Annotated in this window: 25 protein-coding genes and 1 pseudogene; 9 read left to right on the top strand and 17 right to left on the bottom strand. The window is 71.3% G+C overall.

From position 1 onward, the window contains the following. Together SM757_RS10660 and SM757_RS10665 are read left to right on the top strand one after the other, a co-directional pair. Positions 1–1,021, top strand: a 1,021-nt coding sequence (locus SM757_RS10660; protein ID WP_322465460.1) for a DUF3999 family protein, incomplete at its 5' end; no start/stop codon positions are given. Between the two features lie 327 nt (positions 1,022–1,348). Next, positions 1,349–1,696, top strand: a complete 348-nt coding sequence (locus tag SM757_RS10665; RefSeq protein ID WP_066331480.1) for a hypothetical protein — start codon at positions 1,349–1,351, stop codon at positions 1,694–1,696. A gap of 107 nt (positions 1,697–1,803) precedes the next feature. Here the strand turns inward: SM757_RS10665 and SM757_RS10670 are convergent, their stop codons facing one another. Both SM757_RS10670 and SM757_RS10675 read right to left on the bottom strand, forming a co-directional pair. Further along, a complete protein-coding gene (locus SM757_RS10670; RefSeq protein WP_322465461.1) occupies positions 1,804–3,861 on the bottom strand; it encodes a hypothetical protein in 2,058 nt (685 codons plus the stop codon). A 164-nt stretch (positions 3,862–4,025) separates the two neighbouring features. Then, positions 4,026–5,264, bottom strand: coding sequence for an anion transporter (locus tag SM757_RS10675; RefSeq protein ID WP_066331488.1), 1,239 nt, complete (start codon positions 5,262–5,264; stop codon positions 4,026–4,028). 223 nt (positions 5,265–5,487) lie between these two features. On the opposite strand from SM757_RS10675, the gene SM757_RS10680 reads away from it, so the two are divergent. Then, on the top strand, positions 5,488–6,339 hold the full coding sequence (locus tag SM757_RS10680) for a TetR family transcriptional regulator (RefSeq protein ID WP_066331490.1): 852 nt from the start codon (positions 5,488–5,490) through the stop codon (positions 6,337–6,339). Between the two features lie 9 nt (positions 6,340–6,348). Here the strand turns inward: SM757_RS10680 and SM757_RS10685 are convergent, their stop codons facing one another. Beyond that, positions 6,349–6,873, bottom strand: a complete 525-nt coding sequence (locus SM757_RS10685) for an antitoxin Xre/MbcA/ParS toxin-binding domain-containing protein (protein ID WP_322465462.1) — start codon at positions 6,871–6,873, stop codon at positions 6,349–6,351. A 78-nt stretch (positions 6,874–6,951) separates the two neighbouring features. Here SM757_RS10685 and SM757_RS10690 point away from each other — a divergent pair, with 78 nt between their 5' ends. Continuing rightward, entirely contained in the window at positions 6,952–7,185 is a 234-nt protein-coding gene (locus SM757_RS10690) for a DUF2630 family protein (protein WP_066331494.1), read from the top strand. A gap of 21 nt (positions 7,186–7,206) precedes the next feature. On the opposite strand, the gene SM757_RS10695 is transcribed toward SM757_RS10690, so the two are convergent. From SM757_RS10695 to SM757_RS10705, 3 genes are read right to left on the bottom strand one after another with little or no spacing between them, the layout of a single operon-like run. Further along, positions 7,207–7,914 carry a type 1 glutamine amidotransferase family protein gene (locus SM757_RS10695; protein ID WP_322465463.1) on the bottom strand — a complete coding sequence of 236 codons (708 nt, stop codon included), beginning with the start codon at positions 7,912–7,914 and terminating at the stop codon, positions 7,207–7,209. A gap of 35 nt (positions 7,915–7,949) precedes the next feature. Next, the gene (locus SM757_RS10700) at positions 7,950–8,522 is read right to left on the bottom strand and encodes a hypothetical protein (RefSeq protein WP_322465464.1); all 573 of its coding nucleotides are present in this window, start codon (positions 8,520–8,522) and stop codon (positions 7,950–7,952) included. Continuing rightward, the gene (locus SM757_RS10705; RefSeq protein ID WP_066331501.1) at positions 8,519–8,953 is read right to left on the bottom strand and encodes an Lrp/AsnC family transcriptional regulator; all 435 of its coding nucleotides are present in this window, start codon (positions 8,951–8,953) and stop codon (positions 8,519–8,521) included. Before SM757_RS10705 ends, SM757_RS10700 begins: the two co-directional genes overlap by 4 nt. A 279-nt stretch (positions 8,954–9,232) precedes the next feature. On the opposite strand from SM757_RS10705, the gene nikR reads away from it, so the two are divergent. Both nikR and SM757_RS10715 read left to right on the top strand, forming a co-directional pair. Beyond that, positions 9,233–9,718 carry a nickel-responsive transcriptional regulator NikR gene (nikR, locus tag SM757_RS10710; protein WP_322465465.1) on the top strand — a complete coding sequence of 162 codons (486 nt, stop codon included), beginning with the start codon at positions 9,233–9,235 and terminating at the stop codon, positions 9,716–9,718. A 241-nt stretch (positions 9,719–9,959) separates the two neighbouring features. Next, a complete protein-coding gene (locus SM757_RS10715) occupies positions 9,960–12,125 on the top strand; it encodes a TonB-dependent receptor (RefSeq protein ID WP_322465466.1) in 2,166 nt (721 codons plus the stop codon). An 88-nt stretch (positions 12,126–12,213) separates the two neighbouring features. Here the strand turns inward: SM757_RS10715 and SM757_RS10720 are convergent, their stop codons facing one another. Together SM757_RS10720 and SM757_RS10725 are read right to left on the bottom strand one after the other, a co-directional pair. Next, a complete protein-coding gene (locus SM757_RS10720; protein ID WP_322465467.1) occupies positions 12,214–12,936 on the bottom strand; it encodes a Mut7-C RNAse domain-containing protein in 723 nt (240 codons plus the stop codon). 119 nt (positions 12,937–13,055) lie between these two features. Then, positions 13,056–13,667, bottom strand: coding sequence for a molybdopterin-dependent oxidoreductase (locus SM757_RS10725; protein WP_322465468.1), 612 nt, complete (start codon positions 13,665–13,667; stop codon positions 13,056–13,058). Positions 13,668–13,917: 250 nt separating this feature from the next. On the opposite strand from SM757_RS10725, the gene SM757_RS10730 reads away from it, so the two are divergent. Further along, on the top strand, positions 13,918–15,363 hold the full coding sequence (locus SM757_RS10730) for a sensor histidine kinase (protein ID WP_322465469.1): 1,446 nt from the start codon (positions 13,918–13,920) through the stop codon (positions 15,361–15,363). Between the two features lie 81 nt (positions 15,364–15,444). Here the strand turns inward: SM757_RS10730 and SM757_RS10735 are convergent, their stop codons facing one another. The 8 genes and pseudogenes from SM757_RS10735 to SM757_RS10770 all read right to left on the bottom strand — a co-directional run bounded on the left by SM757_RS10735 (position 15,445) and on the right by SM757_RS10770 (position 22,402). After that, complete coding sequence (locus SM757_RS10735) at positions 15,445–15,885, bottom strand: hypothetical protein (protein ID WP_322465470.1); 441 nt, start codon at positions 15,883–15,885, stop codon at positions 15,445–15,447. A gap of 41 nt (positions 15,886–15,926) precedes the next feature. Beyond that, positions 15,927–16,445 carry a hypothetical protein gene (locus tag SM757_RS10740; RefSeq protein ID WP_322465471.1) on the bottom strand — a complete coding sequence of 173 codons (519 nt, stop codon included), beginning with the start codon at positions 16,443–16,445 and terminating at the stop codon, positions 15,927–15,929. Beyond that, positions 16,445–17,512 (bottom strand): formate dehydrogenase subunit gamma, encoded by a 1,068-nt coding sequence (locus tag SM757_RS10745; protein ID WP_322465472.1) that lies wholly within the window; start codon positions 17,510–17,512, stop codon positions 16,445–16,447. Before SM757_RS10745 ends, SM757_RS10740 begins: the two co-directional genes overlap by 1 nt. Before the next feature lie 51 nt (positions 17,513–17,563). Beyond that, on the bottom strand, positions 17,564–17,785 hold the full coding sequence (locus tag SM757_RS10750) for a hypothetical protein (RefSeq protein ID WP_066331521.1): 222 nt from the start codon (positions 17,783–17,785) through the stop codon (positions 17,564–17,566). Between the two features lie 173 nt (positions 17,786–17,958). Further along, a pseudogene (gene fdh3B / locus SM757_RS10755) lies at positions 17,959–18,606 on the bottom strand (formate dehydrogenase FDH3 subunit beta); the annotation flags it as partial. Positions 18,607–18,616: 10 nt separating this feature from the next. Then, on the bottom strand, positions 18,617–21,463 hold the full coding sequence (locus SM757_RS10760; protein WP_407655750.1) for a formate dehydrogenase subunit alpha: 2,847 nt from the start codon (positions 21,461–21,463) through the stop codon (positions 18,617–18,619). Positions 21,464–21,482: 19 nt separating this feature from the next. Further along, positions 21,483–21,683, bottom strand: coding sequence for a hypothetical protein (locus tag SM757_RS10765; protein ID WP_066331526.1), 201 nt, complete (start codon positions 21,681–21,683; stop codon positions 21,483–21,485). Positions 21,684–21,745: 62 nt separating this feature from the next. Next, positions 21,746–22,402: a TorD/DmsD family molecular chaperone gene (locus SM757_RS10770; RefSeq protein WP_322465473.1), complete on the bottom strand. Its 657-nt coding sequence runs from the start codon at positions 22,400–22,402 to the stop codon at positions 21,746–21,748. A gap of 205 nt (positions 22,403–22,607) precedes the next feature. Here SM757_RS10770 and SM757_RS10775 point away from each other — a divergent pair, with 205 nt between their 5' ends. Both SM757_RS10775 and SM757_RS10780 read left to right on the top strand, forming a co-directional pair. After that, on the top strand, positions 22,608–22,910 hold the full coding sequence (locus SM757_RS10775) for a type II toxin-antitoxin system HigB family toxin (protein WP_322465529.1): 303 nt from the start codon (positions 22,608–22,610) through the stop codon (positions 22,908–22,910). Next, entirely contained in the window at positions 22,910–23,293 is a 384-nt protein-coding gene (locus tag SM757_RS10780; RefSeq protein WP_066331532.1) for a helix-turn-helix domain-containing protein, read from the top strand. Before SM757_RS10775 ends, SM757_RS10780 begins: the two co-directional genes overlap by 1 nt. Positions 23,294–23,308: 15 nt before the next feature. Here the strand turns inward: SM757_RS10780 and SM757_RS10785 are convergent, their stop codons facing one another. Continuing rightward, a complete protein-coding gene (locus SM757_RS10785) occupies positions 23,309–24,652 on the bottom strand; it encodes an ATP-binding protein (protein ID WP_322465530.1) in 1,344 nt (447 codons plus the stop codon). Between the last annotated feature and the right edge of the window lie 4 nt (positions 24,653–24,656).

Below are 24,656 nucleotides of genomic sequence, written 5' to 3' on the forward strand. Positions count from 1 at the left end.
GGACCCCGCCGCGCCCACGGCGCGCGCCTGGCTGCTGGACCTGCAGCCCCTGGGCCGCGAACGCCCCGCGGCGCTGCGCCTGGCTTGGGCGGCGCCGGCGCAGGGGCTGGAGCGGCGCGCGGCGGTGCAGGCCAGCGCCGACGCGCAGTCCTGGGAGGACGTGGGCATCGCCACGCTGGTGGACGTGCCCGGCGCCGACGCCGCCAGCGCCGCCCTGCGCCAGCCGCGCATCGTGCTCTCCGGCCTCACGCCGCAGCACCGTTACCTGCGCCTGGTCGTGCGCGGCGGCGTTTTCAACCTGCAAGGCGTGGTGGCCGAGCTGGCGGTGCCGGTGGCCGCCGAAACCGGCCTGGACAGCGCGCGTTTTACTTTGCAGGCCGACGGCGAGCGCGCCTGGCGGCTGGACGCGGGGGCGCTGCTGCCGGCCTCGCTGCTGCAGGTGCACCTGGCCGAGGACAACGCCGTGGCGCCGCTGCGCGTGCTGCGCCGCGCCGAGGGGCGCGTTGGGCGGGGCGACGCGCCGTGGCGGCCCGTGGCGCTGCTCACTGCCTACCGTTTCCAGCGTGACGGCAGCACGCTGCAGGCGCCCGCGCAGCCGCTGGACGGCGCCCTGGCTCGGCAATGGCGGCTGGAGCTGGACGCACGCGTGCCGCCCCCGGCCGCGCCGCCGCAGGCCACGCTGTGGTGGCGGGCGCCGCAAGTGGTGTTTGCCGCGCGCGGCGGCGCGCCCTTCACGCTGGCGGTTGGGCGCGAGAAAGCGGCCGCGGTGGCGCTGCCGCTGCCCACCGTGCTGCCCGGCTGGGAAGCGGGCGCGGAGCACCGGCTGCCCGTGGCGACGGTGGGCGCGCTGGCGGCGCAGTCCGCCGCGCCGCGCGGCGTGCTGGACAGCCTGCGCGACGCCCCGGCCGACCAGCGGCGGCAATGGCTGCTGTGGGGGCTGCTGGTGGCGGCGGTGGGCGTGTTGGGCGGCCTGGCCTGGCGGCTGTGCAGGGAGATGAAGGGAAAAGACGGAGAAGGCTGAGAAGGACTTCGTATCCGGTGAGCCAAGGCGCTTCACCCCCCTACTTCGTCATGCCTGCGAAAGCGGGCATCCACGAGCGCCGAGGTGGGGCCTTCGAACGGCATCGCCCAGGGCCAGCGCCAGCACCCTGCGCAGCCCACCTTCCCGTTTTCCCGAACCCTCTCCTCAAGCCGCGCCTGACGCCGCGTGAAACCCCGGGGTGCGGGCCGGTGTCTAACTTGCTGCTGCCGGGCCGGCGGCCCCGGGCGCGCGGTGATGTGCCTGCGCGGGGCCGCCGAGCCGGCGGCCTTGTGCGCTGCCATCGAGCCCATCCTGAGGAGACCGCGAATGAAGTCCGAGCTCAAGCCCAAGTCCAAGTCGCAACCGCAGGCCAGGACGGCCCTGCGCCTGGCCTGCCTGTTGTCCGCCGCCGGCTTGATCGCCGCGCTGGCCGGTTGCGCCTCCAACGCCAACACGGCCACCACCACGACCAAGGCCAACACGCCCATGCAGCAGACGCCCGCCACCGCCGCCACGGCCACCGGCGTGTCGCCCCAGGTCGCGGGCACGGGCAGCGGCGGCACGGCGGCCACGCGCGACTGGGCCCAGGTGGACACCAACCGCGACGGGCTGGTGTCGCCGGACGAAATGGCGGCCTACCTGCAGGCCAATCCGGGGCCGCTCAAGGGCAAGTGAGCGGCATGGACATCCCGCCCAGGCCGGTGGGAGCGCGGCACGGCCCTGCGGCCGGCACGTCGCCGCGGCGGCGCCAGCGCGCGCACCGCGCGCCCCGCCTGTGCGCCTTACTGCGGCGTGAGCGGGCTGATCTTGAGCTGCCCAAACACCGCGTTGGCCGCCGTCAGGTTCAGCCGGGCCTGCGAGGAAATCGCGCCCACGCGGTTCTGGTAGCCGAAGTAGATCTTGCCGCCGCGCTGCACCAGCACCCGCGACCAGCCCTGGCGCTGCGACAGCAGCGGCAGGTCCGTGAAGCTCATGACGCGCGCGTCGCCCAGGGTGGCGATGGCGTAGGTGCCCTTGCCGATCTGGGTGCAGTTGCGGGTGGAGCCGTCGCTGGTGCGCTCCAGGCACTTGTAGTAGGTCGTGGCGTTGCCGGTGGTGCCGAAGGCCACGCGCAGCAGCGCGGTGGTGGTGTAGTAGTTGCCGGTCCCCGCAGGCTGCGCCATGGCGCCGGTGGCCTTGCCCAGGCTCACGGTGCTGTTGCTCCACCACTCGTTGCGCGCCAGGCTGGTGCCGTCCGCATTGGTGGAGGTGCCGTAGATGCAGGGCGTGCCGCGGCTGACGGCCACCAGGTCTTCCAGCTTGGCCGGCGTGGTCTTGTAGGTCGCGGAGTTCGTGGGCGTCACCGCGCCGCAGGCCACCTTGGCGCCGTTGCGCGCATCGCCGCCCGCGGCCACCGCGGCGGTGTAGGCCGTGGCGATGGCTGAGCCTTGCACGTCGTAGGCCGGTGCCGTGGCGGTGGCGAACCCGGTGCTGAACTGCAGCTTGGCCCCGGTGGGGAACTTGGCCGTGGTGCCCAGCAGCTTGAGGTCGGACGGTCCCCACTGCGCGTACGGCACGCCATCGGCACTGCCGGGGAAGCCGCGCAGCCGCATGACGACCTCCAGCAGCGTCTTGTCGCTGACGTCCACGCTGCTGTGCCACGAGGCGCCCTGCTCCATGCCGGCGCAGTAGCTGTAGGTCCAGCGGGTGCCGGTCTGCGGCTTTTGCGTGCTGCGCGTGCCCAGCGGGCAGGCCGACCAGGCGGTGCCGTTCCAGTGCAGGTCGCCGGCGCGGGCCGAATCGCCGTGGAAGCCCCAATCGCTCACCTTGCCGGCGGCGTTGCGCTCGAACCGGCTGTAGTAGCGCACCGTGCCATCGGCGCCGGGCGTGTTGTCGGCGGCCGTGCTCAGGTTGGCGCGGAAGAACCAGTTGTTGGCATCGCTGAAGGTGAAGCCGCGCAGGTTGCCGCCGGCCAGCTTGGTACCGGCCGCGGCGTCCAGGGGCAGCTTGGACGCGCCTATGAGCGTGAGCACCTTGCCGGCGTCGAGCTTGAGGTCTGCGCCTATCGCGGCCTTGGCCGCGGCCAGCAGCGCGGCCTCGCGGGTAGCGGCGGTCAGCGTGGTGTCGGCGGCCGTGGCGGCGGCCACGGCGCCCAAGGACGGCAGCGCGTCCACCAGGGCGTAGCGCAGGGCCTTGTCCAGGTCGGCCTGGGTGGCCACGACGCCATTGAAATCCTTCTGCCCCACCACGCCGGCCTTGAGCGCGGAGGCCGCCTGCTGCTGCGCCAGCACCAGCAGCCGCGCCAGCGTGGCCGCGCGCACGGAAGCCGCGTCGGTGGCGCCGGTGTAGTCCTTCAGCGGCGAGACGGCCAGCCCGGCGGCCGACTGCACGGCCGCCGCGGCCACGGCCGTGGTGCTGCCGGCCAGTTCGGCCCAGGCCTGCACCAGCGTGGTCAGCGGCGTGACCACCGCGGCCTGGTCCGCGGGCGCCATGAGCACGAAGCGCGTGGCCACGGCGGTGGTGCCGTCCACCGCGTCCGTGCCCACCACGGCCAGCAGCGGGTACTTGCCCACGATGGTGCTGGACATCTGCAGCGTGAGGTGGCCGTCGGCGCCGCTGCGGCCCTGCACCTCGCCGCTGTCGCAGGCGCCGTTGCCGTTGGCATCCAGGCACACCAGCGCGTTGCGCAGCGGACCGTCCACCACGCGGGTGGCCACGGGCGTCGTCGCCACCGCCACCGTCGCGGCAGCCTTTTCAGTGGCCGAAGCGGACGACGCGTCCGCGCCGCCACCGCAACCGGCCAGGCCGGCACCCAACAAGCCCGCAGCGGCCAGCGCCCGCGACACCTTCTTCAACAACATGGCCGACTCCCTCGCTTCGTGATGTGAACGAGCCCCGACGAGGCGCCATGCAGGTCGGGACAAACACTCCATCATGCCCAAGCAAGGTAACAAAAAGCTTTCTTTGTGTTGCCGTGAATCCACTGAAGAGGCCCCCGGGGCCGGTCACGCCGCCCCGGCCGCGCTCAGCGCCAAGCCAGCCAGGCCGCGCTGATGGCCATGGACGCCAGCGTCACCGGCACACCGATGCGCGCGTGCTCGCGCCAGCCGAAGGGCACGCCGTGGCGCCCGGCGGCGTCGGCCACGATGAGGTTGGCGATGCTGCCCACCAGCAGCAGGTTGCCCGCCAGCGTGCTCACCAGCGCCAGCAGCGGCCCGGCGTCAGGCCCCGACAGCGGCAGCAGCAGCATCACCGCCGGCACGTTGGAGACGAGGTTGCTCAGCACGAACGTGGCGCCGAACAGCGTGGCGGGGTGGTCCAGCCGCCAGCCGGCCGCGGCCATGCGGTCCACCAGCGCCTGCGGCAGCCCCGTGGCCTGCAGCGCGTGGTTGACCACGAACAGGCCCATGAACAGCACCAGCAGTTGCCAGTCCACCAGGCCCAGCATGTCGCGCGAGTGCAGGCGGCGGCTCAGCAGCAGCAGCCCCGCGCCGGCCAGCGCCACCACCTCGCGCGGCCAGGGCGCGAACAGGAAGCACAGCAGCACGCCCAGCGCCACCAGCAGCCCCTTGGCCGCCTGCCAGCGCGACAGCGGCAAGTCTTCGCCCGGCACGGCGGGCGCATGGGCCGCGGAGGCGTCGGCCGCCGGTGCTGGCGCGGCGTGCAGCCGCTCGCGCATCAGCCAGGCCACCAGCACCCAGGTCGCCAGCAACGAGGCCAGCACCGGCGGCAGTACCTGCAGCACGTAGCCGCCGAAGGGCAGCTTCAACTGCGCGCCGATGAGCATGTTCTGCGGGTTGCCTATGAGCGTGGCGGCCGAGCCGATATTGGCGCTGCAGGCCAGGGCCAGCAGGTAGGGCAGCGCGTCGCGGCCGCGGCGGCGGCAGGCGTCCACCAGCACCGGCGCCATGGCCAGGCACACCACGTCGTTGCTGAACACGGCCGAGAGCACGGCGGAGACGGCGATCAACGCTCCCAGCAGCGCCGCGGGGGCGATGTCCAGCGCGGCCAGGCGGCGCGCCACGGCGTCGTAGAAGCCGCCCAAGCGCATCTGCGCCGAGATCACCATGAAGGCGAACAGCAGCAGGATGGTGGGCAGGTCGATCGACTGCGCCGCCGCCTCCACGCTCACGGCCTCGGCCGCGATCAGCGCGATGGCCCCCAGCAGCGCCACGCCGCCGCGGTCGAGCTGCAGGAAGGGCAGGCCGCCGAGGACCATGCCGAGATAGACCAGGGAAAAGACGAGGAGAACGAAATCGGTCATGCGCAAACGCCCGCCGCGGCGCCGCCTGTGAACGGCGGGCACCGCGGCAGGCCCAACTGGAAAAGGCGCGACGGTACACGCTGCGCGCTGCGCTTGTCCGCGCCGCCCTGGCGCAGCGGCTGGCACCGGCCTTGCCGACTCCTGGACAATCCAAGGAGAACGACATGACTGACAACCGCAACACCCCCTCCTCCACCGCGCACCCGGGAGCTGAAGCACACCCATGGCGATAGACAGGGACTGGCACTTCGTCCTGGGCGCGCAGGACCCGGAGATGCGCGAAATCCAGCGCGTGGTGGACAGCGAGGGCTTGTACTGGGCCCACGCCGCGCGCCACAAGCGCCGCTGCATCCCGCGCACGGCCTATGACGCCGACGGCGTGGTGCGCGTGGGCTCGGACCAGATTCCGCGCCCCGCCGTGCTGCCGCCGCGCGCGCCGGCCGTGTTCGTGGAGTGCACGGTGCTGGGCCTGGAGCCGGTGGTGCGGGTGGACCACCACCACCCCGGCGATGCGGGCTACGAGGTGGAGCCGGAGCGGTTCATGGAGGGCGCCTCGCTGGGCCAGGTGCTGCGGCTGCTGGAGCGCGAGCCCAACGAGACGCAGCGGCTGCTGGCCGCCAGCGACCACTGCCTCACCGCCGCCTACCAGGGCCGCTGCCCGGGGGTGGACCCGCACGAGCTGCTGTTCCTGCGCGCGTCGTGGAAGGCCAAGGTGCTTGGGCGCACGCTGTCGGACGTGGTGGAGGGCATCCTGGACGCCGCCCAGCGCGTGCGCGCCCACCACGACGGCGAGCTGGGCGAAAGCCGCTTTCTGGACCCGACCGAAATCCCCATGGACCTGGCCGAAGGCGCGGCCTACGCCGGCATTCCCGTGCGCTACCGCGAGCTGCTCGCGGACGGCGTGCTCAAGGAAATGTTCAAGGGCGGCACACCGCAGGCCGTGGAGCGCTTCATGGCCGAACACGAGGCCGCCGGGCGGCCCGTGTACGGCAACCCGTACCGCGGCTACGCCGGGACGTACTGGGGCGGGCGGCGCGAACCGGAAGTGGCGGGGCGGGTGGTGGAGTCAGGGTGATTCAGTCCGTCACCTTGCCGCGGCGCCCAGCCGCAAGCCCTCCGCGGCCTGCGCGGCCACCTCCTCCATGCCACCCGCCGACCCCAGCAGCTCCGCCGGCCGGTGCGCCTGCAGCCCAGGCTGCGGCGTCTCCAGCCACGGCCCAAGCCAGCGCGCCGCGTCGAACCGGCCCACAGCGCCCGCGCCGCCGTCGGCCATGGCCTGCACGCGCCCAAGCAGCCACAGCAGCCGGAGGGCGCGCAGCCCCGCCGCCGCCGGCAGCGGCGCGTCGGTGAACGATTTCTTCTCCGCCGCCGAGCGGTTCGTGCCCAGGATGTCGCGGAAGAAATGGCGCGGCGCGATGTCCAGCGCCCGCCCCAGATCGCGCGCCAGCACGGCCGGAACGGCGGCGTCCAGCCTGTCCAGCGCGTCGGCTTCCAGGGCGGCAAGCGTCCTGGCCTGCGCCATCAGGCTCTGGCCGGGGCGGTAGCCGCGCAGGTCCGGCGCGGGGGCGGCGGCGGACGCGTCGTTGGCCGCCTGGGCGTTCTTGGCCATCACGGCTGAAGCTCCCGCGCCCCGCCGCACGGGCACGGGGGTTGCCGCCCAGGGCGACGACAACCCAGGAGCCCCGCCGTGGACGACAAGACCCTGCTGCAGCACATCACCGAGCTGGTCGATGAGGAAAACCGCCTGCGCGCCGACACGCAGTCCCCCGACCAGCACCGCGCGCGCATCGAGGAGCTGGAAGTGCAGCTCGACCAGTGCTGGGACCTGCTGCGCCAGCGCCGCGCCAAGCGCGAGTTCGGCCAGAACCCCGACGACGCCCAGGTGCGCGACAAGAACACGGTGGAGAAGTACATCCAGTGAGCGCCGCGGGTGGCGGCGGGCTCAGCCCGCCGCGCCCTGGGCATCGCCTGACGGCCCCTCGGCCGCCCGCGCCAGCCGCGCGAAGTAGGCCGACTTGCCGGTCTTGTAGAGCTGCTCCCAGGCCTGCAGCGCCTCGCCCTCGTAGATCTCCAGCAGGGCGAAGATTTCGCGCGCGAATTCGATGGGCGCCATGCCGCCGGCGGTAATGAGGTTGCCGTCGCGCACGGCGGGCTCGTCGCGATAGAAGCCCTCGCCCGCGTAGCCCGTGCCCTTGAGGTAGCTCAGCGCGTTGCTGGTGTGGGGACGCGTGTCCAGCCAGCCGGCGCGCGCGAGGGCGGCCGTGGCGCCGCAGATGGCTGCCACCGGCACGCCGCGGCGCAGGAAGGCGCCGGCCTTGCCGATGGCGGCGTGGTGCGACTCGTCGTCGGCCCACGCCGTGCCGCCGGGCAGGATGAGCATCGCGCTGTCGTCCGGCAACAAATCCTCGACGCCCAGGTCCGGCAGGACGGAGACACCGCCCATGGAACGCGGCACCGCATGCCGGCCGGGCCCGACCGTCTTGACTTGCCAGCGCCCGGGCTCGCGCTGGAACTGCGGGTTGTTGATGCCGGCCACAGCGAAGGCGGCTTCCCAGTCGGCGAAGCCGTCGAAGACGTAGAGGTGCACGGTGCGCTTGGGCGCATCGGCGCCGGCCTGGGAGGCGGCGGCGGAAGAAGCGAGGTCTTGCATGCCCCTCGCGCAGCAGGCGCCGTGCCCTGCGGGCGCTACGCCAGGGTGCGCGCGTCTATCCAGTGCACGCAGGCGGCGTGGGCGCGGGCCTCGCGGACCATGTGGTCGGTGCCGCCGCGGTGGCCGCTGCCGTCGCCGTTCCACAGGACGACCAGATGCACCCTCCCCGCGCCCTGCGCCAGCGCCGTGTGCAACAGCCACAGGTTGCAGCGCTCGAAGGCGTTGACGCCGTCCGGCAGCGGCCCCAGCTCGCGCGGCATGAGGCGCGGCGGCGCCCAATGCGGGCGCAGCGCCTCGTAGAGCGCGCGCCAGCGCTCGCCCTCGCTCACGGGCTCGACCGAGCGGCGGATGAACTCGTCCTCCTCGAAAGGCAGCAGCACCTCGCAGCGCAGGCCGCGTGCGACGCAGGCTTGCAGGAAGAGCAGGTCGCCCCCCGCGGCGGCCTGGGACAGCGCGAGGTCTTGCGCGCCGGCGCCTTGCGCGTCCAGCACGCCGGCGATGCGCTGCCGCGCCGCCGGCACCTTGTCCATGGGAAAGCGCGGCGGCGTGCGGCCGGGGACATCCGGCATGTGGCCGCTGAAGAGGAAGACGCGGCGCGGCGCCGTCATGGCGCCGATTGCCGGTAGGTGGCGAGGTGGATGCTGGTCTCGGTGCCGCGGATGCCTTGCAGCAGCCGGATGCGCTCCAGCACCGCGGAGAGCTCCTGCAGGCTGGCGGCGCGCAGTTCGGCGAGCAGATCCCAGCGGCCGTTGGTGTCGTGCAGGGCGACGACGCCGGGCTCGCCCAGGAGCCGCGTGACGACCTCGCGCGTGCGGTTGCCCTCTACCAGGATGCCCATCCAGGCCGTGATGCCCGCGGGCTGCGCATCCGGCCGCAACTGCACCGTGTAGCCCACGATGACCTCTTCCTGCTCCAGCCTGCGGATGCGGTTGGCGACGGTGCCGCGCGAGACGTTCAGCCGGTGCGCCAGGGTGGCGACGCTCAGGCGGGCGTCGGCGCGCAGCAGGGCGATGAGGCGGTGGTCTAGGTCGTCGAGCATGGATGGCGGAGCCGGTATTTACTGTGGCGATTTACGACAGGAAAGAACTGTCACGGCAAAGAGGGCGGCTTGCAATTCAGGAATTGGTGCCCGCGGCGATGCTCTCCGAGCACTGACACGGGCGCCTGTCACCGGCCAGCGGCGCGGTCACCAGCGCCCGGGCCCGGTCGGTGAGGTCAGGGCGTGCGACGAAGAAGGGCTCCCCGCTTCGCCGCTCCCGCCAGAATCACGCTTCCCGCTGCCATCTCCGGCCAAGGCAGCAGGAGGAGAGAAGACCCGATGAAGCGACTGACGATGTCCCTGGATGACGACCTGGCCGATGCCTTCGAGGCGCTGGTGCGCTCGCGCGGCTACGAGAACCGCTCGGAGGCCTTCCGCGACCTGCTGCGCCAGGACCTGGGCAGCACGCGGCTGCGCGAGCAGCCCGACGCCCCCTGCGTGGCCACGCTGAGTTACGTCTACAACCACCACCAGCGGCAGTTGGCCCTGCGGCTGACGGACCTGCAGCACGACCACCACGAGCTCACCGTCGCCACCACGCATGCCCACCTGGACCATGACCACTGCATCGAGACCGTCATCCTGCGCGGGCGCACCGATGCCGTGCGCAGCTTCGCGCAGTCGGTGATCACACAACCGGGCGTGAGCCACGGCAACCTGAACCTGGTCCCCATGGCCATGCACCACGCGCAGGGCCACGAACACCTGCAGCCCGCGGCTGCGCACCCGAGCGCAGCGAAGGGCCGCAAGCGCTCAAGCCGCTGACCTCGCCGCCGGCCGCACTGCAAGCGACGCTGCCGCTTTGACTTGGGCGGTGCAAGGCCGGCATGCAGGGCCAAGCCAGCGCGCCCTCCACTGCACCCTTGGGCGGCGGCGCCGCTGAGGCGTTGGGCACGGATCTTGTGTGACGTTTTTTAATTTCGTCATACACGCTTCGGACCTTCGAGCGGCTGCGCATCCAATCCGCTCCCGCCCGCGTATGACGATCGGCCAGGAAGTCATACACATGAACATCGAGGAAGCCAGCATGGCCGACATGACCATCTCCATGCACGCCCGGCCCTGTGCCGTCGCGCGGGCGGCATCCATGGCTCTGGGCACTTGCGCGGCACTGCTGATGTCGCCGCAGGCCGCCTTCGCGCACGACGCCCCCGAGCCGCCGGAAGGACCCGTGCAGCATGTGGAGGTCACCGGGCGCCACTACGACAACGCCGTGGGCACCTCCGACGCCGCCTCGCAGGGTGTCGTGCGCGCCGAGCTGCTCAAGAGCCGCCCCGCGCTGCGCCCAGGCGAGGTGCTGGAGTTCGTGCCCGGCGTCATCGTCACGCAGCACTCCGGCGACGGAAAGGCCAACCAGTACTTCCTGCGCGGCTTCAACCTGGACCACGGCACCGACTTCGCCACCACCGTCAACGGACTGCCGGTGAACATGCCCACGCATGCCCATGGCCAGGGCTACTCGGACCTGAACTTCCTCATCCCCGAGCTGGTGGAGCGCATCGAATACCGCAAGGGCCCGTATTTCGCGCGGGGCGGTGACTTCTCCGCCGCGGGCTCGGCCGACATTGCCTACCGCAGCACGCTGGAGCAGCCGTTTGCCGCACTGACGCTGGGCCAGCGCGGCTACCAGCGCCTGGTGGGCGCGGGCTCCGGCGAGATCAGCCCGGGCCTGTCGCTGCTGGGCGCGCTGGAGTTGCAGCGCAACGACGGGCCGTGGACCACGCCGGAGGGGTTGCACAAGGTCAATGGCGTGCTCACGCTCTCCGGCGGCAACGCGGCGCAGGGCTTCAGCGCGAGCCTGATGCACTACGACGCGCACTGGACCTCGACCGACCAGATCCCGCAGCGCCTGATCGACGCCGGCACCTTCGACGGCCGCCCCTTCGGCCGCTTCGATTCGCTGGACCCCACCGACGGCGGCAACACGCGCCGCAGCAGCCTCTCGGCCGAGTGGCACCGCCGCGGCGACGACGGCTCGGCCACGCGCGTGTCGGCCTACGCCATCGACTACCGGCTCAAGCTTTTCTCCAACTTCACCTACGCGCTGGAGCGCCCCGGCCAGGGCGACCAGTTCTCGCAGCAGGACAGCCGCCAGGTCTACGGCTTCAACGCCAGCCACGCCCTCGATCATCAGCTCGGCAGCCTTCCCGCGCGCAGCGAGTTCGGCCTGCAACTGCGCCACGACCGCATCCGCGTCGGCCTCTTAGACGCCGCGGCGCGCCAGGTCACGGGCATTACGCGCGAGGACCGCGTGCGCCAGACCTCCCTGGGCCTCTACGGCCAGACCTCGGTGGAGGTGGCGCCGTGGCTGCGCACCATCGTGGGCGTGCGCGCCGACCAGGCCCGCTTCGACGTGGACAGCCTCTCCAACGCCGCCAACGCCGCCAACGCCGGCACGGCTTCAGCGCACCTCTTCAGCCCCAAGCTCTCGCTGATCTTCGGCCCGTGGAGCAAGACGGAGGTCTTCTTCAACGCCGGCCGGGGCTTCCACAGCAACGACGCCCGCGGCACCACCGCCACGGTCGACCCGCGCACCGGCGGCGCCGTGGACAAGGTGCCGGGCCTCGTGGCCGCGCGCGGCCAGGAGATCGGCGTGCGCACGGAGGTGGTGCCGGGCCTGCAAAGCTCCCTGGCGCTGTGGAAGCTCGACTTCGACTCGGAGCTGGTTTACGTCGGCGACGCCGGCGCCACGGAAGCCAACCGGCCCAGCAAGCGCCACGGCGTGGAGTGGAACAACCGCTGGAACCCGGTGCCGTGGCTGCTGGTGGACGCCGACCTGGCCTGGACGCATGCGCGCTTCGCCGACGCCGACCCTGCCGGCGACCGCATCCCCAACGCCGTGGACAAGGTGGCGTCGGTGGCCTTCACGGTGCGCGACCTGGGCCCGTGGTCCGCCAGCCTGCAGTGGCGCTACCTGGGCTCGGGGGCGCTCATCGAGGACAACAGCGTGCGCTCGCGCGCCTCGCTGACCACCAACCTGCGCCTGGGCCGCAAGCTGGGCAAGGACACCGAGCTGACGCTGGACGTGTTCAACCTGTTCAACCGCCGCGTCAACGACATCGAGTACTTCTACGCGTCGCAACTGCCCGGCGAGACGGCGCCGGTGGCCGACCGGCACGTGCACCCGGCAGAGCCGCGCACGGCACGGCTCACGCTTCGAGTCGGCTTCTGAACGGCAGGCCCCGCCGCCACGTGATGCGGCGCAGCCCCGCCACGGGCCAGCAGCGCACCGCGCGGCGCCCGCCCCTCCCGCCCCTATCTCACCGCCACCCTTTCGCCACCACCGCCACCGCCTCCCGCATGCGCCGCCAATGCGAGCCGCGCCAGAACACGCGGCTGCAGCCCGGGCAACGCCAGAAGGCGTCGAAGCACTCGCGGGTACGGGGCGGCAACTGGTCCAGCACTTCCGCCTTGGGCACCGGCACGGGCACACCGTTGCACGCCAGGCAGCGGCTTGCGGCCGGCTCGTGCAGCGGCAGCGCGTAGCGGCGGGCCACGTCGGCGAGCTGGGCCAGCGGGTCGCCGTCGCGCAGCCAGCAGCCGGCGTGCACGTCGCGGTGCATGAGCAGCGCGCGGTCGCGGGTGAGGACGATGCGCTCCTGCACCGCCGCCAGCCTGACCAGCTCGGCGTCGTCCCAGGCGTTGTGCCAGAGCGTGTCCAGGCCGGCGAAGCGCAGCCAGCGCGCCAGGCGGCCCAAGTGCGCATCGGCAATGAAGCGCCGCGCCCCGCTGGGCATCTCCGGCATCAGCCGCCGCATCGCCGGCAGCACCGCCACGCGCTGCGCGCCGTGCAGCCGCGTGTCCAGCGACGCGGGACGGTCGTCCACCAGCAGCAGCGCAATCTCGGTGTGCGGCACGCCCAACGCCTCTATGGCGTGCTTGGCGCTCTGGTGCGGCGCCACTTCGATGTCAAAGGCGCGCTCGCGCCGCCACGGCGGCAAGAAATCGCCCAGCTCGGCATAGAAGCGGATTTGCATGGCCATTGCCGGCGCCCGCGCGCGCGGCCCCGAAGTTCAGACCTGCATCGGGCAACGCGCGTGCCGCCTGTTGCACGGGCTTACCAGCGCAACCTGTGCGAACCGCCAAGCCCAACCGGCACCGATCAGCCCGGTTGGACTTCCAGGTGGTACAGCCCCCAAGGGCACAGGCTGAAGCGCGCGGGCAGCGGCTTGTCGCGGAAGTCGGCCAGCCGGTCGGCGTCGTACACCGCCCACTGCGGGCCCAGGCCACCCAACGCGAGCGGGCGGCCATCCAGGCGCGTGGCCAGCATCATCCGCCAGCGCCGCGCGTCGGCCAGCGGCACCTGCACCGCATAGCCGTCCAGCGCACGCAGCGTCAGCCGCACGGGGGCTTCGGCCGGCACGCCGGCAGCCCCCAGCACCTGCTCCAGCAGCGGGCCGGCCAGGCGGTGCACCTTGCCGTCGTACTCCAGCGTGGGCTCGATCTCCACGGCCGGCAGCGCCTGCAGTGCGGCCGCGGTGAATTCATAGGCGCGGTCGAACATGACTTGGTGCTTGTGAAAGAGCTGCTCCAGCGCCGGGTCGGCCCCACCGCGGTTGAAGCGCGCCAGCGCCGCACCGCTGAGCGTGAGCACCGCGGCGTCCAGGCCCGCCGCAGGCGCGTGGGCCGCGGCTTGACGGGCGTGGGCCACCGGCGCCAGCGGCAATGCGCCGCCCAGCAGCGCGGTGGTGAAGACACGTCGGGATGGGGTCACTTTTGTCGCTCCAGAAACACAACCTTACGTCTGCAACCTTAACGGGCCCTTGGGTTTGCCTGGAAACAACCGAAGCCCTGTCAAGGTCTGTGAAGTAAAGGCATTTCATCACGCTGGTGGTTCTTGTCACCTTTCCACCCGGACACGGGGGAAACGGCGGCAGCAGGACTCGTCCATCTTCCCGGGCTGTAACTGCCGGCGATGACTTGGCCGGCCCAGCACAACAGACGAGATTTTGGGGAACGAGGGAATGGCTACGCCAGGTGGCGGCCCGGTGCCGCTGGAGAGTGCCGGCTTCACGGTGGACGAGGCGCAGTTGCGCCGCCTTCGCCAGCAGTCGCTGCGACGCCTGCACGTGCGCCAGATCCCGGCCATGCGCGTGGCGGGCTTTGCCATCCTGGCGGTCATCCTGCTGGTGTTCAGCGTGCACAACGGCGAGGTGGCCGACCCGCCCGGCCTGGCGCGCGTGCTGCTGCTCAACACGGCCTACTGTGCGGCGAGCTGGATCGCGCTGTGGCGCTGGCATGGCCGCACGGGGCGGCTGGACCTGGGGCTGGTGTTCATGCACCTGGACCTGCCGATGTGGCTGGTCAACCTGCACCACATCAACGCCGGCCACAGCGAGCAGACGCTGCTCATCTCCGTGCTGCTGGTGCGCGTGGCCGACCAGGTGGGCTTCGGTTTCCGGCGCGCGCTGTACTTCTGCCACGTGGCGGTGGCCGCCTACCTCGGCTACACGGCCTGGCTGTCCACGCAGGGCATGCCCGTGGCCTGGCTGGACCGGCTGAGCATGGCCTTCATCATGTACATCGCCGGCGGCTACCTCTCGCTCACAGGGCTGGTCACGCAGCGCCTGCGCGAGCGCGTGCGCCGCGGCGTGCACGCGGCGCGCGACCTGATCCAGCAACTGGAGCGCCAGACCCGCTACCTGCGCCAGCAGGCCGAGGAGCTGCAGCAGGCCCGCGCCGAGGCCGAGCAGGCCAGCGAGGCCAAGTCGCGCTTTCTCTCCTCCATCAGCCACGAGCTGCGCACGCCGCTCAACGGCGTGATGGGCATGCTGCAGCTCATGCAGGGCACGGGGCTGACGCCGCAGCAGCGCCAGTACACGGACACGGCACTGGAGTCGTCCTCACGGCTGGTGACACTGATCGAGGAACTGCTGGACGTGGCCAGCATCCGTGCCGGCGGCCTGGCGCTGCATCCGCAGGCCTTCAACCTGGCCGAGCTGGTGCGCACGCTGCTGCAGGAGATGCAGCCGCTGGCCCAGGGCAAGCCGCTGCAACTGGAATGCGAGCTGGACGCGGCGCTGGACCGCGCCTTCCACGCCGACGCGCGGCGGCTGCGGCAGTTGCTGTTCCACCTGCTGCACAACGGCCTGAAGTTCACCGACCTGGGCGAAGTGCGGCTGCACATGCGCCGGCTGCAGGAGGACGACGAGGCCGTGCTCGTCCGCATGGTGGTGAGCGACACCGGCTGCGGCATGACGCCCACGCAACTGGACCGCCTGTTCGCCCCCTTCGAGCAGGCCGACAACTCCAACACCCGCCGCCACGGCGGCAGCGGCCTGGGCCTGGCCATCGCGCACGAGACGGTGATGCTGATGCAGGGCTCCATACGTGTGCGCAGCGAGCTTGGGCGCGGCACGGCGTTCGAGGTGGAAATCAGGTTGAGGAAGGCGCAGGAAAGCGGGGAGTGAGCGGAGGCTGAAGGGATCAGCCTGCTGAGCAGCCGTATCCCGTCAGAAGAACCGTTTCGCTCTCCGCTTCGTCATTCCCCCTCACCTCGCCAACCCCTCCTTGGGCTTCTTCACATCCTCGCTGGCCGGCGCCGTCCCCAGCTTCTCGCTGCGAATGGGCAGCGCCGGCGCCGACGCCGCGCCGCCCGTGGGCCCGGCCGCGCTGTGCGGGTTGCCCTGCCCCGGCGCCTGCGCGCCGCCGGAGCCGCCCGCCGTCGTGGCCGCCGTCGCCACCGGCGTGGGCGGATTCACCTTCCAGCCCTGGCTGGCCGCGCGCTGGCGCCAGCGCTGCGCCACGTGGTCCATGGAGTCCGCGAGCTGCTGCTTTTCCACGGCCGCGGCCGACGCCGCCTGCGCCGCCTTGGCCGCGGCTGCCGCCTGCTGCTCCGGCGTGGGCGCGGGCAGCGCCGCCCAAACCGCCGCGCCGGCCAGCGCCAGCCCAAGCGCCGCCAGCCCACGGCGAAGCGCCCGGCCCCGATGCATGTGAATTTCCATCGCGTGGCCCTTTCGTCTGCGCGCCGCCGTCACCGCACCCCGGGCGAGCTGGCCGGCCGCGAGCCGCCCGCCGCCGCCCCGGACGAGGCGCCCGCCACCGCACCGGGCACGTTGGACATGCCGCCCGCCGCCGCCCCGGAAGACGTCACCGCCGAAGCCGACACCCCCGGCGGCGTCACGCCGGACGCGCCCGGGTCGAATCCCGCCGACGCCGCCTTCTGCGGCCCCTCGGCCGCCGGCACGCCGGAGTTGCCGGCTTCCGTCTTGGCCACCGTGCCGCCCGGCGCCGTGCCGCCCGTGTTGCCCTCCGCGCCTTGCGGAATGCCCGGCGTGCCCGCCGGCGGCGCGGCCTGCTTGCCGCCCGCAGTGCGGGCGATCACCTCGCCGCTGGTGCCGCCGCCCGCGCTGACCATGCCGGGGAATTTCGTCTGCACCACGCCGTCTTCCTTGCCTGGCCCGCGCGGGCCGCAGGCAGCGGCCAGCAAGGCCGCCGAAAGCGCCAGCGCGACACCCGCGCGGCTGCGGGCGAAACCACGTTGCGCGCTCATCAGCGGCGTCCCGTCGTCGCGCCGCGGTCGCGGGCGATGATTTGCCGCCACCACAGCTCGTGGTGCGTGCGCACCCAGGCCTCGTCCACCGCGCCGTGGCGCATGCCGCGGTAGGCGCCGGGGCTGCCCAGCGTGCCCAGGTAGATGTGGCCCATGGCAAAGGCGATGTAGGCCGCCGCGCCCAGCAGGTGCAGCATGTTGGCCCACTGCAGCAGGTAGCGGGTGAAGCCGGGCCCCGGCGTGTTGCCGGCGAAGTAGGGGAAGTTGAGCATCAGCCCCGTCAGCGCCATGAGGCCGCCGAGCAGCGTGACGCCGAGCCAGAACCACATCTTCTCGCCGAAGTTGAAATAGGGCGCCGGCACGTGCGCGTGCGACACCAGCCCGCCCCCGGCCTTGACCCACTGCCAGTCCGCGCGCTCGAAGCGGTTGCGCCGCACGAAGGTGAAGAACATCGCCAGCGAGCACAGGATGAACAGCGGCCCCAGGATGTTGTGCGCGTACTTGCTGATGATGGCCAGCCACGAGAACGCGTCGTGCCCCATCCACGGCAGCAGCAGTTGCTTGCCGAACAGGATGACCAGTCCCGTGGCCGCCATGGCGAGGAAGGTGATGGCCGTGGCCCAGTGCGTCCAGCGGTCCAGCCGCGTGAAGCGCTGGATGTCGCGTCCGGTCTCTCCGCCCTCGATGCGCTGCGGGCCGAAGACGCGGTAGAGCGCCAGGATGGCCAGCGGCACCAGCAGCAGCAGCGTGCCGGCGATGGTGGCCAGCGGCCCGTTGCGCCAGGTGCGCCAGGTGTTGCCGCCGCGCTGCAGGATGACGTTTTGCTCCGGCATCAGGCCCGGCGGCTTGATGTAGTGGCGGTCCATGTGCTGGCGGCCCGACGCCGCATCGCCCAGGCCGGGCTCCGGCTGGCCTTGCTCGGACTGGAGGATGGTCTGCTCTTCCGCATAGGCCGGCGTGGCCTTGTCGTTGGGCACGGCGGCCAGCGCGCTGGTGATGGAGGCGACCACCAGCAGCAGCATCAGGAAGAAGGGCGACAGCCACAGGAGAAGGCGGCGCAGGGACATGGGGGCTCCTCGGAGAGGCTCGGGTGAGGCGGTCGGCCTTGGATTCACGGGTCAAGGGCGCATGCGCGCGTACTCGTTCTGGTGCCGGTTGCGGTTGTCCATGGCCGCGTTCCAGGCCAGGCGGTCACCGCTGAAGCGCAGTTGCTGCGGCAGGTTGTCCGGCTTGCCGTCGTACTGGCCGTCGCGCCAGGGCGGGTTCTGCTCGACTTCCAGGCAGCCGGAAAGGGCCAGCGCCGAGGCCAGCAGCAGCAAGGCTTTGATGAGGTGCTTCATGCTCAGGTCGGCAGCCGCCGCGGGTTGTTCTGGTAGCTCCCCGGCAATTGGTTGACCCGCGGCCCGGGGTTGCGCGCGCTGTTGTCGTGCAGCACGCCGTCCGGCCCCTTGGTGTCCGGCTGGCCGGACTGGGTTGCGGGCGCACCGTTGGGATGGCCGTTGCCGTTGTCCTGCGGCGCACCGTTGCCCGCGCCCACGCCGGCGGGTGCCGTGGCCGGTGCCGGCGCCGCATCCTTGGCCGAGTAGGCGATGTCCCAGCCCCACAGCTCCGGCCCGTAGCCGCGCGTGTCCACGCGCTGCTTGTAGATGAGGGCGATGATGTTGGCGTCGCCACCCAGCAGCGCCTTGGTGCCACACATCTCGGCGCACAGCGGCAGCTTGCCTTCGGCGATGCGGTTGCGCCCGTACTGCTTGAACTCGGCCTCGCTCGCGTCCGGCTGCGGCCCGCCGTTGCAGAAGGTGCACTTGTCCATCTTGCCGCGGTGATTGAAGGCGCCCGTGGACGGGAACTGCGGCGCGCCAAAAGGACAAGCCAGCGAGCAGTAGCCGCAGCCTATGCACAAGTCCTTGTCGTGCAGCACCACGCCGTCGGCCGTGTGATAGAAGCAATCGGTGGGGCACACGGCCATGCACGGCGCGTTGGTGCAGTGCATGCAGGCCACCGACATGTAATGCTCGCCCGGTGCGCCGTCGCCTATGGTCACCACGCGGCGGCGGTTCACGCCCCAGGGCGTCTCGTGCTCGTTCTTGCAAGCGGTCACGCAGCCCATGCAGTCGATGCAGCGCTCGGTATCGCAGATGAATTTCATGCGTGCAGCCATGTCGCCCTCCTCACGCGTAGCGCTGAATCCGACACAGCGACACCTTGGTCTCCTGCATCATGGTCACGGCGTCGTAGCCGTAGGTCCAGCCGGTGTTGGCCGCCTCGCCGCGGACGATGGGCGCGGCCCCCTCGGGGTAGTTGTGAAGTAAGTCTTCCCCCATCCACCAGCCGCCGAAGTGGTAGGGCATCCACACCACGCCCTGGCCGACGCGCGGCGTCACCATGGCCTGCACCTTCAGCCGCGCGCCCGTGGGCGTTTCCACCCACACGTACTCGCCGGTCTTGACGCTGATGCGCCCGGCGTCGAACGGGCTGATCTCCACGAACATGGCCTGCTGCAGCTCGGCCAGCCAGGGATTCGATCGTGTCTCGTCGCCGCCGCCCTCGTACTCCACGAGGCGGCCGGAGGTCATGATCAACGGAAAATCCTTGCTGTAGTCGCGCGCGGACTGCACGGACTTGTAGAGCGTGGGCAAGCGCCAGAAGTTGGCGCGGTCCTCGAAGGTCGGGTATTTCGAAAGCAGGTCCGGCCGCGAGGTCAGCAGCGGCTCGCGGTGCACGGGCACGGGGTCCGGGAAGTTCCACACCTGGGCCCGCGCGCGGGCGTTGCCGTACGGCGCGCAGCCGTGCGCCATGGCCACGCGGATGATGCCGCCGGAGAGGTCCGTCTTCCAGTTCTTGCCCTCGGCCGCGGCCTGCTCCTGCGGCGACAGCTCGCTCCACCAGCCGAGCTTCTTGAGCATCACGTGGTCGAACTCGGGGTAGCCGATGTCGATCTCGCTGCCGGCGTTGGTGGAGCCGTCCGCGGCCAGCAGCGGCTTGCCGTCGTGCTCCACGCCCCAGTTGGCGCGGAAGGGCATGCCGCCGTCCATCACGTGGCGGCTCAAGTCGTACAGGATGGGCGTGCCCGGGTGCTTCATCTCCGGCGTGCCCCAGCAGGGCCAGGGCAGGCCGTAGTAGTCGCCCTTGCAGGGGCCGGAGTCGGCGCGCAGCGAGGTGGGGTCGAAGTCCGCCTTGTTCTGCATGTGGGCCTTGAGCCGCTCCGGCGAGATGCCGGAGTAGCCTATGGTCCAGACGCTGCGGTTGATCTCGCGAAGAATGTCCTCGATGACCGGCTCGTTGCGCACCACCTTGATGTTCTTCACGAGTTGCTCGGCAAAGCCGAACTTCTGTGCGAAGAGGTACATGATCTCGTGGTCGGTCTTGCTCTCGAAAATGGGCTGTATGACGCGCTCGCGCCACTGCACGCTGCGGTTGGAGGCGGTGCAGGAGCCCTGCGTCTCGAACTGCGTGCACGCGGGCAGCAGGTACACGCCATCTTTTCGGCCGTGCATGGCGGCGGTCATGGTGGGATAGGGGTCTATCACCACCAGCAGGTCGAGCTTTTGCATGGCCGCGCGCATGTCCGGCAGCCGCGTCTGGCTGTTGGGCGCGTGGCCCCAGTAGACGACGGCGCGCAGCGGGTTGGGCTGGTCCACGTACTCGGTCTTCTCCAGCACGCCGTCGAACCAGCGCGACACCGTCATGCCGGGTTTTTCCATCAGCGCCTTGGAGGCGAAGCGGGACTTCATCCACTCGTAGTCCACGCCCCAGACGGTGCAGAAGTGCTTCCACGCGCCCTCGGCCAGGCCGTAGTAGCCGGGCAGCGAATCGGGGTTGGGGCCGACGTCCGTGGCGCCCTGCACGTTGTCGTGGCCGCGGTAGATGTTGGCCCCGCCGCCGGCCACGCCGATGTTGCCCAGCACCAGTTGCAAGATCGACAGGGCGCGCACGTTGGCCGTGCCCACGTGGTGCTGCGTGATGCCCATGCACCAGACGACGGACGAGGGCTTGTTGCGCGCCAGCATTTCCGCCGCCTCCCTCACCGACGCCTCCGGCACCCCCGTGACCTCGCTCACGCGGTCGGGCGTCCACTTCTGCACCTCCTTGCGCACGGCATCCATGCCGTAGGTGCGCGCCTCGATGTAGGCGCGGTCTTCCCAGCCGTTGGCGAAGATGTGCCACAGCAGGCCCCACACGAAGGCGATGTCCGTGCCCGGGCGGATGCGCACGTAGTGGTGGGCAAAGCGCGCGGTGCGCGTGAAGCGCGGGTCCACCACGATCATCTTGGCGCCCAGCTCCTTGGCATGCAGGAAGTGCAGCATGGAGATGGGGTGCGCCTCCGACGGGTTGGAGCCTATGAACAGCACGGCCTTGCTGTGGTGCAGGTCGTTGAAGCTGTTGGTCATGGCGCCGTAGCCGAAGGTCTGCGCCACGCCGGCCACGGTGGTGGAGTGGCAGATGCGCGCCTGGTGGTCGCAGTTGTTGCTGCCGAACATGGAGACGAACTTGCGCAGCAGGTAGCTCTGCTCGTTGTTGTGCTTGGAGCTGCCTATCCAGAACACTGCGTCCTGCCCGGCCTGCTCGCGCACCTTGAGCAGCCGGTCGCCCACCTCGTTGATGGCCTGGTCCCAGGTGATGCGCTGGTACTTGCCGTCCACGAGCTTCATTGGGTAGCGCAGGCGGTGCTCGCCATGGCCGTGCTCGCGCACGGAAGCGCCCTTGGCGCAGTGTGCGCCCATGTTGATGGGCGAGTCGAAGGCGGCGTCCTGGCGTATCCACACGCCGTTCTGCACCACGGCCTCCACCGAGCAGCCCACCGAGCAGTGGCTGCACACGGTGTGCTTGATCTCGATCGGCGAGCCCTCCGGCGGCTTGGGCTCGGCGGCAACCGCCGGCTCTATGAAGCGGTTCGCAAGGGGGGCTCCCAGCAGGCCGGCGGCACCGGCTGCCAGGCCCGCGCGGGCGAACAGGCCGCGCCGCGTGAGGCCGGCACCTGGGCCGGCGACCTTCTTGCGCATCAACAGGCTGGACATGGCTGCGGCTTTCCGGGGCTCAGAGCCGCGCCGCGCTGCGGTAGTAGCGGCGCGTGTGCTCGGTCTCGTGGTAGGTGGCGGGCTGCGCGGGCTTGACTTGGGCCGCAGCCTCTTGAACCGGCACGGGCTGCGGCACGGCAGCGCGCACTTGGGCCGCCGCGGCCAGCGGCGTGCAGGCCGCGGCGGCGAGGAGGTTTCGACGGGGCAGGCGCAGGGTCATGGGGGCTCCGGGGCGGTGGGCTGTTCAGGGCAAGGCATGGGAGGTGTCGTGCGGGCGCGGGCTCAGGCGCGCTGCGGCTCCGCCACCTCCTCCAGTTCGAAGGCGCGCGCCTCCAGGTCCAGGAAGGTGCGCATGAAGCCGGCCAGCGCGGCATAAAAGCCGCTGGCGTCGGCCTGCGCGACGTCGTCCAGGCAGGCGCCGGCCCAGGGGGTGATGTGGGTCTCGAAAAAGGCTTTTTGAACCGCGGGCGAGCGCCGCGGCACCTGCGGCGGCGCGCCTGTGATCAACACCCGCATCACTTCGCACAGCGCGCCCAAGTGGTCCTCGGGCTCGCCCACGCCCTCGCGGCGGCGCAGGCCCAGGCGGGCGAGGTCAGCACGCAGCGCGGCCAGCGGCGTTTCCATGAGGTGGCCGGCCAGGTACAGGCTGGCATAGGGGTTCAACAGCGGCTGGCCGGCGCTTTCGAACAGGTCGGCAAAGGCGGCGCGAATGGCTTTGCCGTCGCCGCGCGCGGCGCTGCGCAGCGCGTCCCAGGCGCGGGCCAGCGGCGTGGCGTCTTCGTCATCGGCCGCCGTGCCGCCCAGCGCGGGCGCATGGGCGAGGCCAAGCAGTAAATCGTCGTCAGGCGGCGCCAGCAGCAGCCGCGCCAGCAGGGCGTACAGGTCCGCGCGCGATTGCTCGTGCGGCGGCAAAGGCATTTCCACCGGGTGCAGGGACATCAAGCCACTCGTTTTTCCGTGCGGTGCAACGGAGCACGTGATGTGCCTGTGGGAGGGAAATTCGGCTTGGCGCCGGGTGCCAGGGCGCGGTTTGGCTCATGTGCATCCCGGGAGAAATACGGTGGGGGATGGGGAAGCGGGAGGTGTTCACCAACCAGCAGACACAGGCACCAGGCCGCTCCCAAAATGGGATCATAATTGCATGATGCGTGTGATCTCCAAGGCAACGCTGCTGCAGTTCTGGACCGAACACCCTGCGGCGCTGCAGGCACTGCAGACATGGTTCGAGGACGCCAGCCGCTCGCAGTGGCAGTCGCCGCAAGACATCAAGCGCCGCTATGCCAACGCAAGCTTCGTGGCGCACAACCGCGTGGTGTTCAACATCAAAGGCAATGACTACCGGCTGATCGTGGCGGTGGCCTACCGTTTTCAAGCCCTGTATGTGAAGTTCGTTGGCACGCACGCGCAGTACGACGCCATAGATGCAGCCACCGTGGAGCCCGTGTGATGACGACTGACGCCTACCCCCTGCACCCCATCCGTACGGAAACCGACTATCAGGCGGCGCTGAAGCAGGCGGCGCCCTATTTCGATCAGGAGCCCGACCCCGACAGCGAGGCAGGGGCTCATTTCGAGGCCTTGCTGGTGCTCATCGAGGCTTACGAGGCCAAGCATTACCCCATAGAGCCGCCGGATCCGGTGGAAGCCATCAAGTTCCGCATGGAACAAATGGGACTGAGCCCACGCGACCTGGAGCCCATGATTGGCGGACGGGGCCGCGTCTCGGAAGTGCTCAACCGCCGTCGTCCGTTGAGCCTGAACATGATCAGGCGCCTGCACGACGGTCTGGGCATTCCGGCAGAAACGCTGATCCGCGCAACGCACGCCTGAAGGCGCCCGGCGCCCTTATCTCTCCCACTCCACCCTCACCTCCAGCCCACCCAGCGCCGCCGAGCGCTGCACCCGCACCCGTGCCCCATGGGCCGCAGCGATGCGGCGGACGATGGACCAGCCCAACCCGCTGCCGCTGGCGCCGCTGCCCAGCACGCGAAAGAAGCGCTCGCCCAAACGCGCGCGCTGCGCGTCGTCCAGGCCCGGGCCGCTGTCCTCCACACCCATCAAGACGCCCCCGCCCTGCGCGCGTGCCACATGCACCCGCACCCGCGCCCCGGGCGGGCTGTAGCGGATGGCGTTGTCCACCAGGTTGCGCACCAGCACCGCCGCCAGCGTGGGCTCGGCCAACACGCGGCAGTTGGGCTCGGCGTCCAGCTCCAGGTCTTGACCGCGGTCCAGCGCCGCGGGGGCGAGGTCGGCCAGCACCTGGCGCGTGAGCTCGTCCAGCATCACCGGCTGCAGCGCCGGCGCGGCCTCGGCCTCCAGGCGCGAGAGCGTGAGCAGTTGCTCCACCAGCCGCGTGGCGCGCTCGCAGCCCTGCAGCACGGCGTCCAGCGCGTGGCGCCGCGGAGGCTCCTCGCGCGCGGCCAGCGCCACCTGCGCCTGCGCGCGTATGGCGGCGATGGGCGTGCGCAGCTCGTGCGCGGCGTCGGCCGTGAAGCGCCGCTCGGCGTCCATGAGCTGCGCAATGCGCCCGAACAGCTGGTTGAGCGCCAGCAGCATGGGCGCGATCTCGCTGGGCAGCGCGCGGTCCACCGGTGCCAGCGGCTGCAGCGCGCGCGGGTCGCGCGCGGCGATGGCCGCACCCAGCTCGCGCAGCGGCGCCAACCCGCGGCGCACCGCCCACCAGGAGCCCGCCGCCAGCAGCGGCAGGGCCAGTGCCACCGGCCACAGCATGCTGCGCAGCAGCGCCCACAAGATGTCCTCGCGCGTGCGGTGCAGCTCGCCCACGTACACGCGCACGCCTTCCACAGAGCCCTCGGTGGAGAACACGCGCCAGCGCGCGCCGTCGAAATGCTGGTCGCTGAAGCCGGCCACAAACCGCGCGCCGCCCATGGGCAGCAGCGGCGCCTGTGCCGAGTGCAGCCACAGCTTGTCGCCGCTCCAGACCTGGAAGGCCACGCGCGGCGCGTAGCGGTGCAGCGCGGGCAGGTCCACGGCGTCGTCGTCGTCGGCGTCGTGCGCCTGCGCCACCAGCAGCCCCGCGGCCTGCGTCAGGTGCGCGTCCAGCAGCTCATCGAGCTCGTGGTGCACGTCCGTCCACGTCAGCACGGCGGTGGACAGCCACACCAGCGCCACCAGCGCCAGCACCAGCGCCAGCAGCCGCGCCTGCAGCGAGCGCAGCGGTCGCAGCAGCACC

The organism is Azohydromonas lata, from assembly GCF_034427735.1.
GTDB classification, from domain to species: Bacteria; Pseudomonadota; Gammaproteobacteria; order Burkholderiales; family Burkholderiaceae_C; genus Azohydromonas; species Azohydromonas lata.

Bases quoted from the DNA above. Each gene is read 5' to 3' on its own strand.
- SM757_RS10665 (WP_066331480.1), top strand. From the start codon at position 1,349: ATGAAGTCCGAGCTCAAGCCCAAGTCCAAGTCGCAACCGCAGGCCAGG.
- SM757_RS10670 (WP_322465461.1), bottom strand. From the start codon at position 3,861: ATGTTGTTGAAGAAGGTGTCGCGGGCGCTGGCCGCTGCGGGCTTGTTG.
- SM757_RS10675 (WP_066331488.1), bottom strand. From the start codon at position 5,264: ATGACCGATTTCGTTCTCCTCGTCTTTTCCCTGGTCTATCTCGGCATG.
- SM757_RS10680 (WP_066331490.1), top strand. From the start codon at position 5,488: ATGGCGATAGACAGGGACTGGCACTTCGTCCTGGGCGCGCAGGACCCG.
- SM757_RS10685 (WP_322465462.1), bottom strand. From the start codon at position 6,873: ATGGCCAAGAACGCCCAGGCGGCCAACGACGCGTCCGCCGCCGCCCCC.
- SM757_RS10695 (WP_322465463.1), bottom strand. From the start codon at position 7,914: ATGCAAGACCTCGCTTCTTCCGCCGCCGCCTCCCAGGCCGGCGCCGAT.
- SM757_RS10700 (WP_322465464.1), bottom strand. From the start codon at position 8,522: ATGACGGCGCCGCGCCGCGTCTTCCTCTTCAGCGGCCACATGCCGGAT.
- SM757_RS10705 (WP_066331501.1), bottom strand. From the start codon at position 8,953: ATGCTCGACGACCTAGACCACCGCCTCATCGCCCTGCTGCGCGCCGAC.
- nikR (WP_322465465.1), top strand. From the start codon at position 9,233: ATGAAGCGACTGACGATGTCCCTGGATGACGACCTGGCCGATGCCTTC.
- SM757_RS10715 (WP_322465466.1), top strand. From the start codon at position 9,960: ATGAACATCGAGGAAGCCAGCATGGCCGACATGACCATCTCCATGCAC.
- SM757_RS10720 (WP_322465467.1), bottom strand. From the start codon at position 12,936: ATGGCCATGCAAATCCGCTTCTATGCCGAGCTGGGCGATTTCTTGCCG.
- SM757_RS10730 (WP_322465469.1), top strand. From the start codon at position 13,918: ATGGCTACGCCAGGTGGCGGCCCGGTGCCGCTGGAGAGTGCCGGCTTC.
- SM757_RS10735 (WP_322465470.1), bottom strand. From the start codon at position 15,885: ATGCATCGGGGCCGGGCGCTTCGCCGTGGGCTGGCGGCGCTTGGGCTG.
- SM757_RS10740 (WP_322465471.1), bottom strand. From the start codon at position 16,445: ATGAGCGCGCAACGTGGTTTCGCCCGCAGCCGCGCGGGTGTCGCGCTG.
- SM757_RS10745 (WP_322465472.1), bottom strand. From the start codon at position 17,512: ATGTCCCTGCGCCGCCTTCTCCTGTGGCTGTCGCCCTTCTTCCTGATG.
- SM757_RS10750 (WP_066331521.1), bottom strand. From the start codon at position 17,785: ATGAAGCACCTCATCAAAGCCTTGCTGCTGCTGGCCTCGGCGCTGGCC.
- SM757_RS10760 (WP_407655750.1), bottom strand. From the start codon at position 21,463: ATGTCCAGCCTGTTGATGCGCAAGAAGGTCGCCGGCCCAGGTGCCGGC.
- SM757_RS10765 (WP_066331526.1), bottom strand. From the start codon at position 21,683: ATGACCCTGCGCCTGCCCCGTCGAAACCTCCTCGCCGCCGCGGCCTGC.
- SM757_RS10770 (WP_322465473.1), bottom strand. From the start codon at position 22,402: ATGTCCCTGCACCCGGTGGAAATGCCTTTGCCGCCGCACGAGCAATCG.
- SM757_RS10775 (WP_322465529.1), top strand. From the start codon at position 22,608: ATGCGTGTGATCTCCAAGGCAACGCTGCTGCAGTTCTGGACCGAACAC.
- SM757_RS10780 (WP_066331532.1), top strand. From the start codon at position 22,910: ATGACGACTGACGCCTACCCCCTGCACCCCATCCGTACGGAAACCGAC.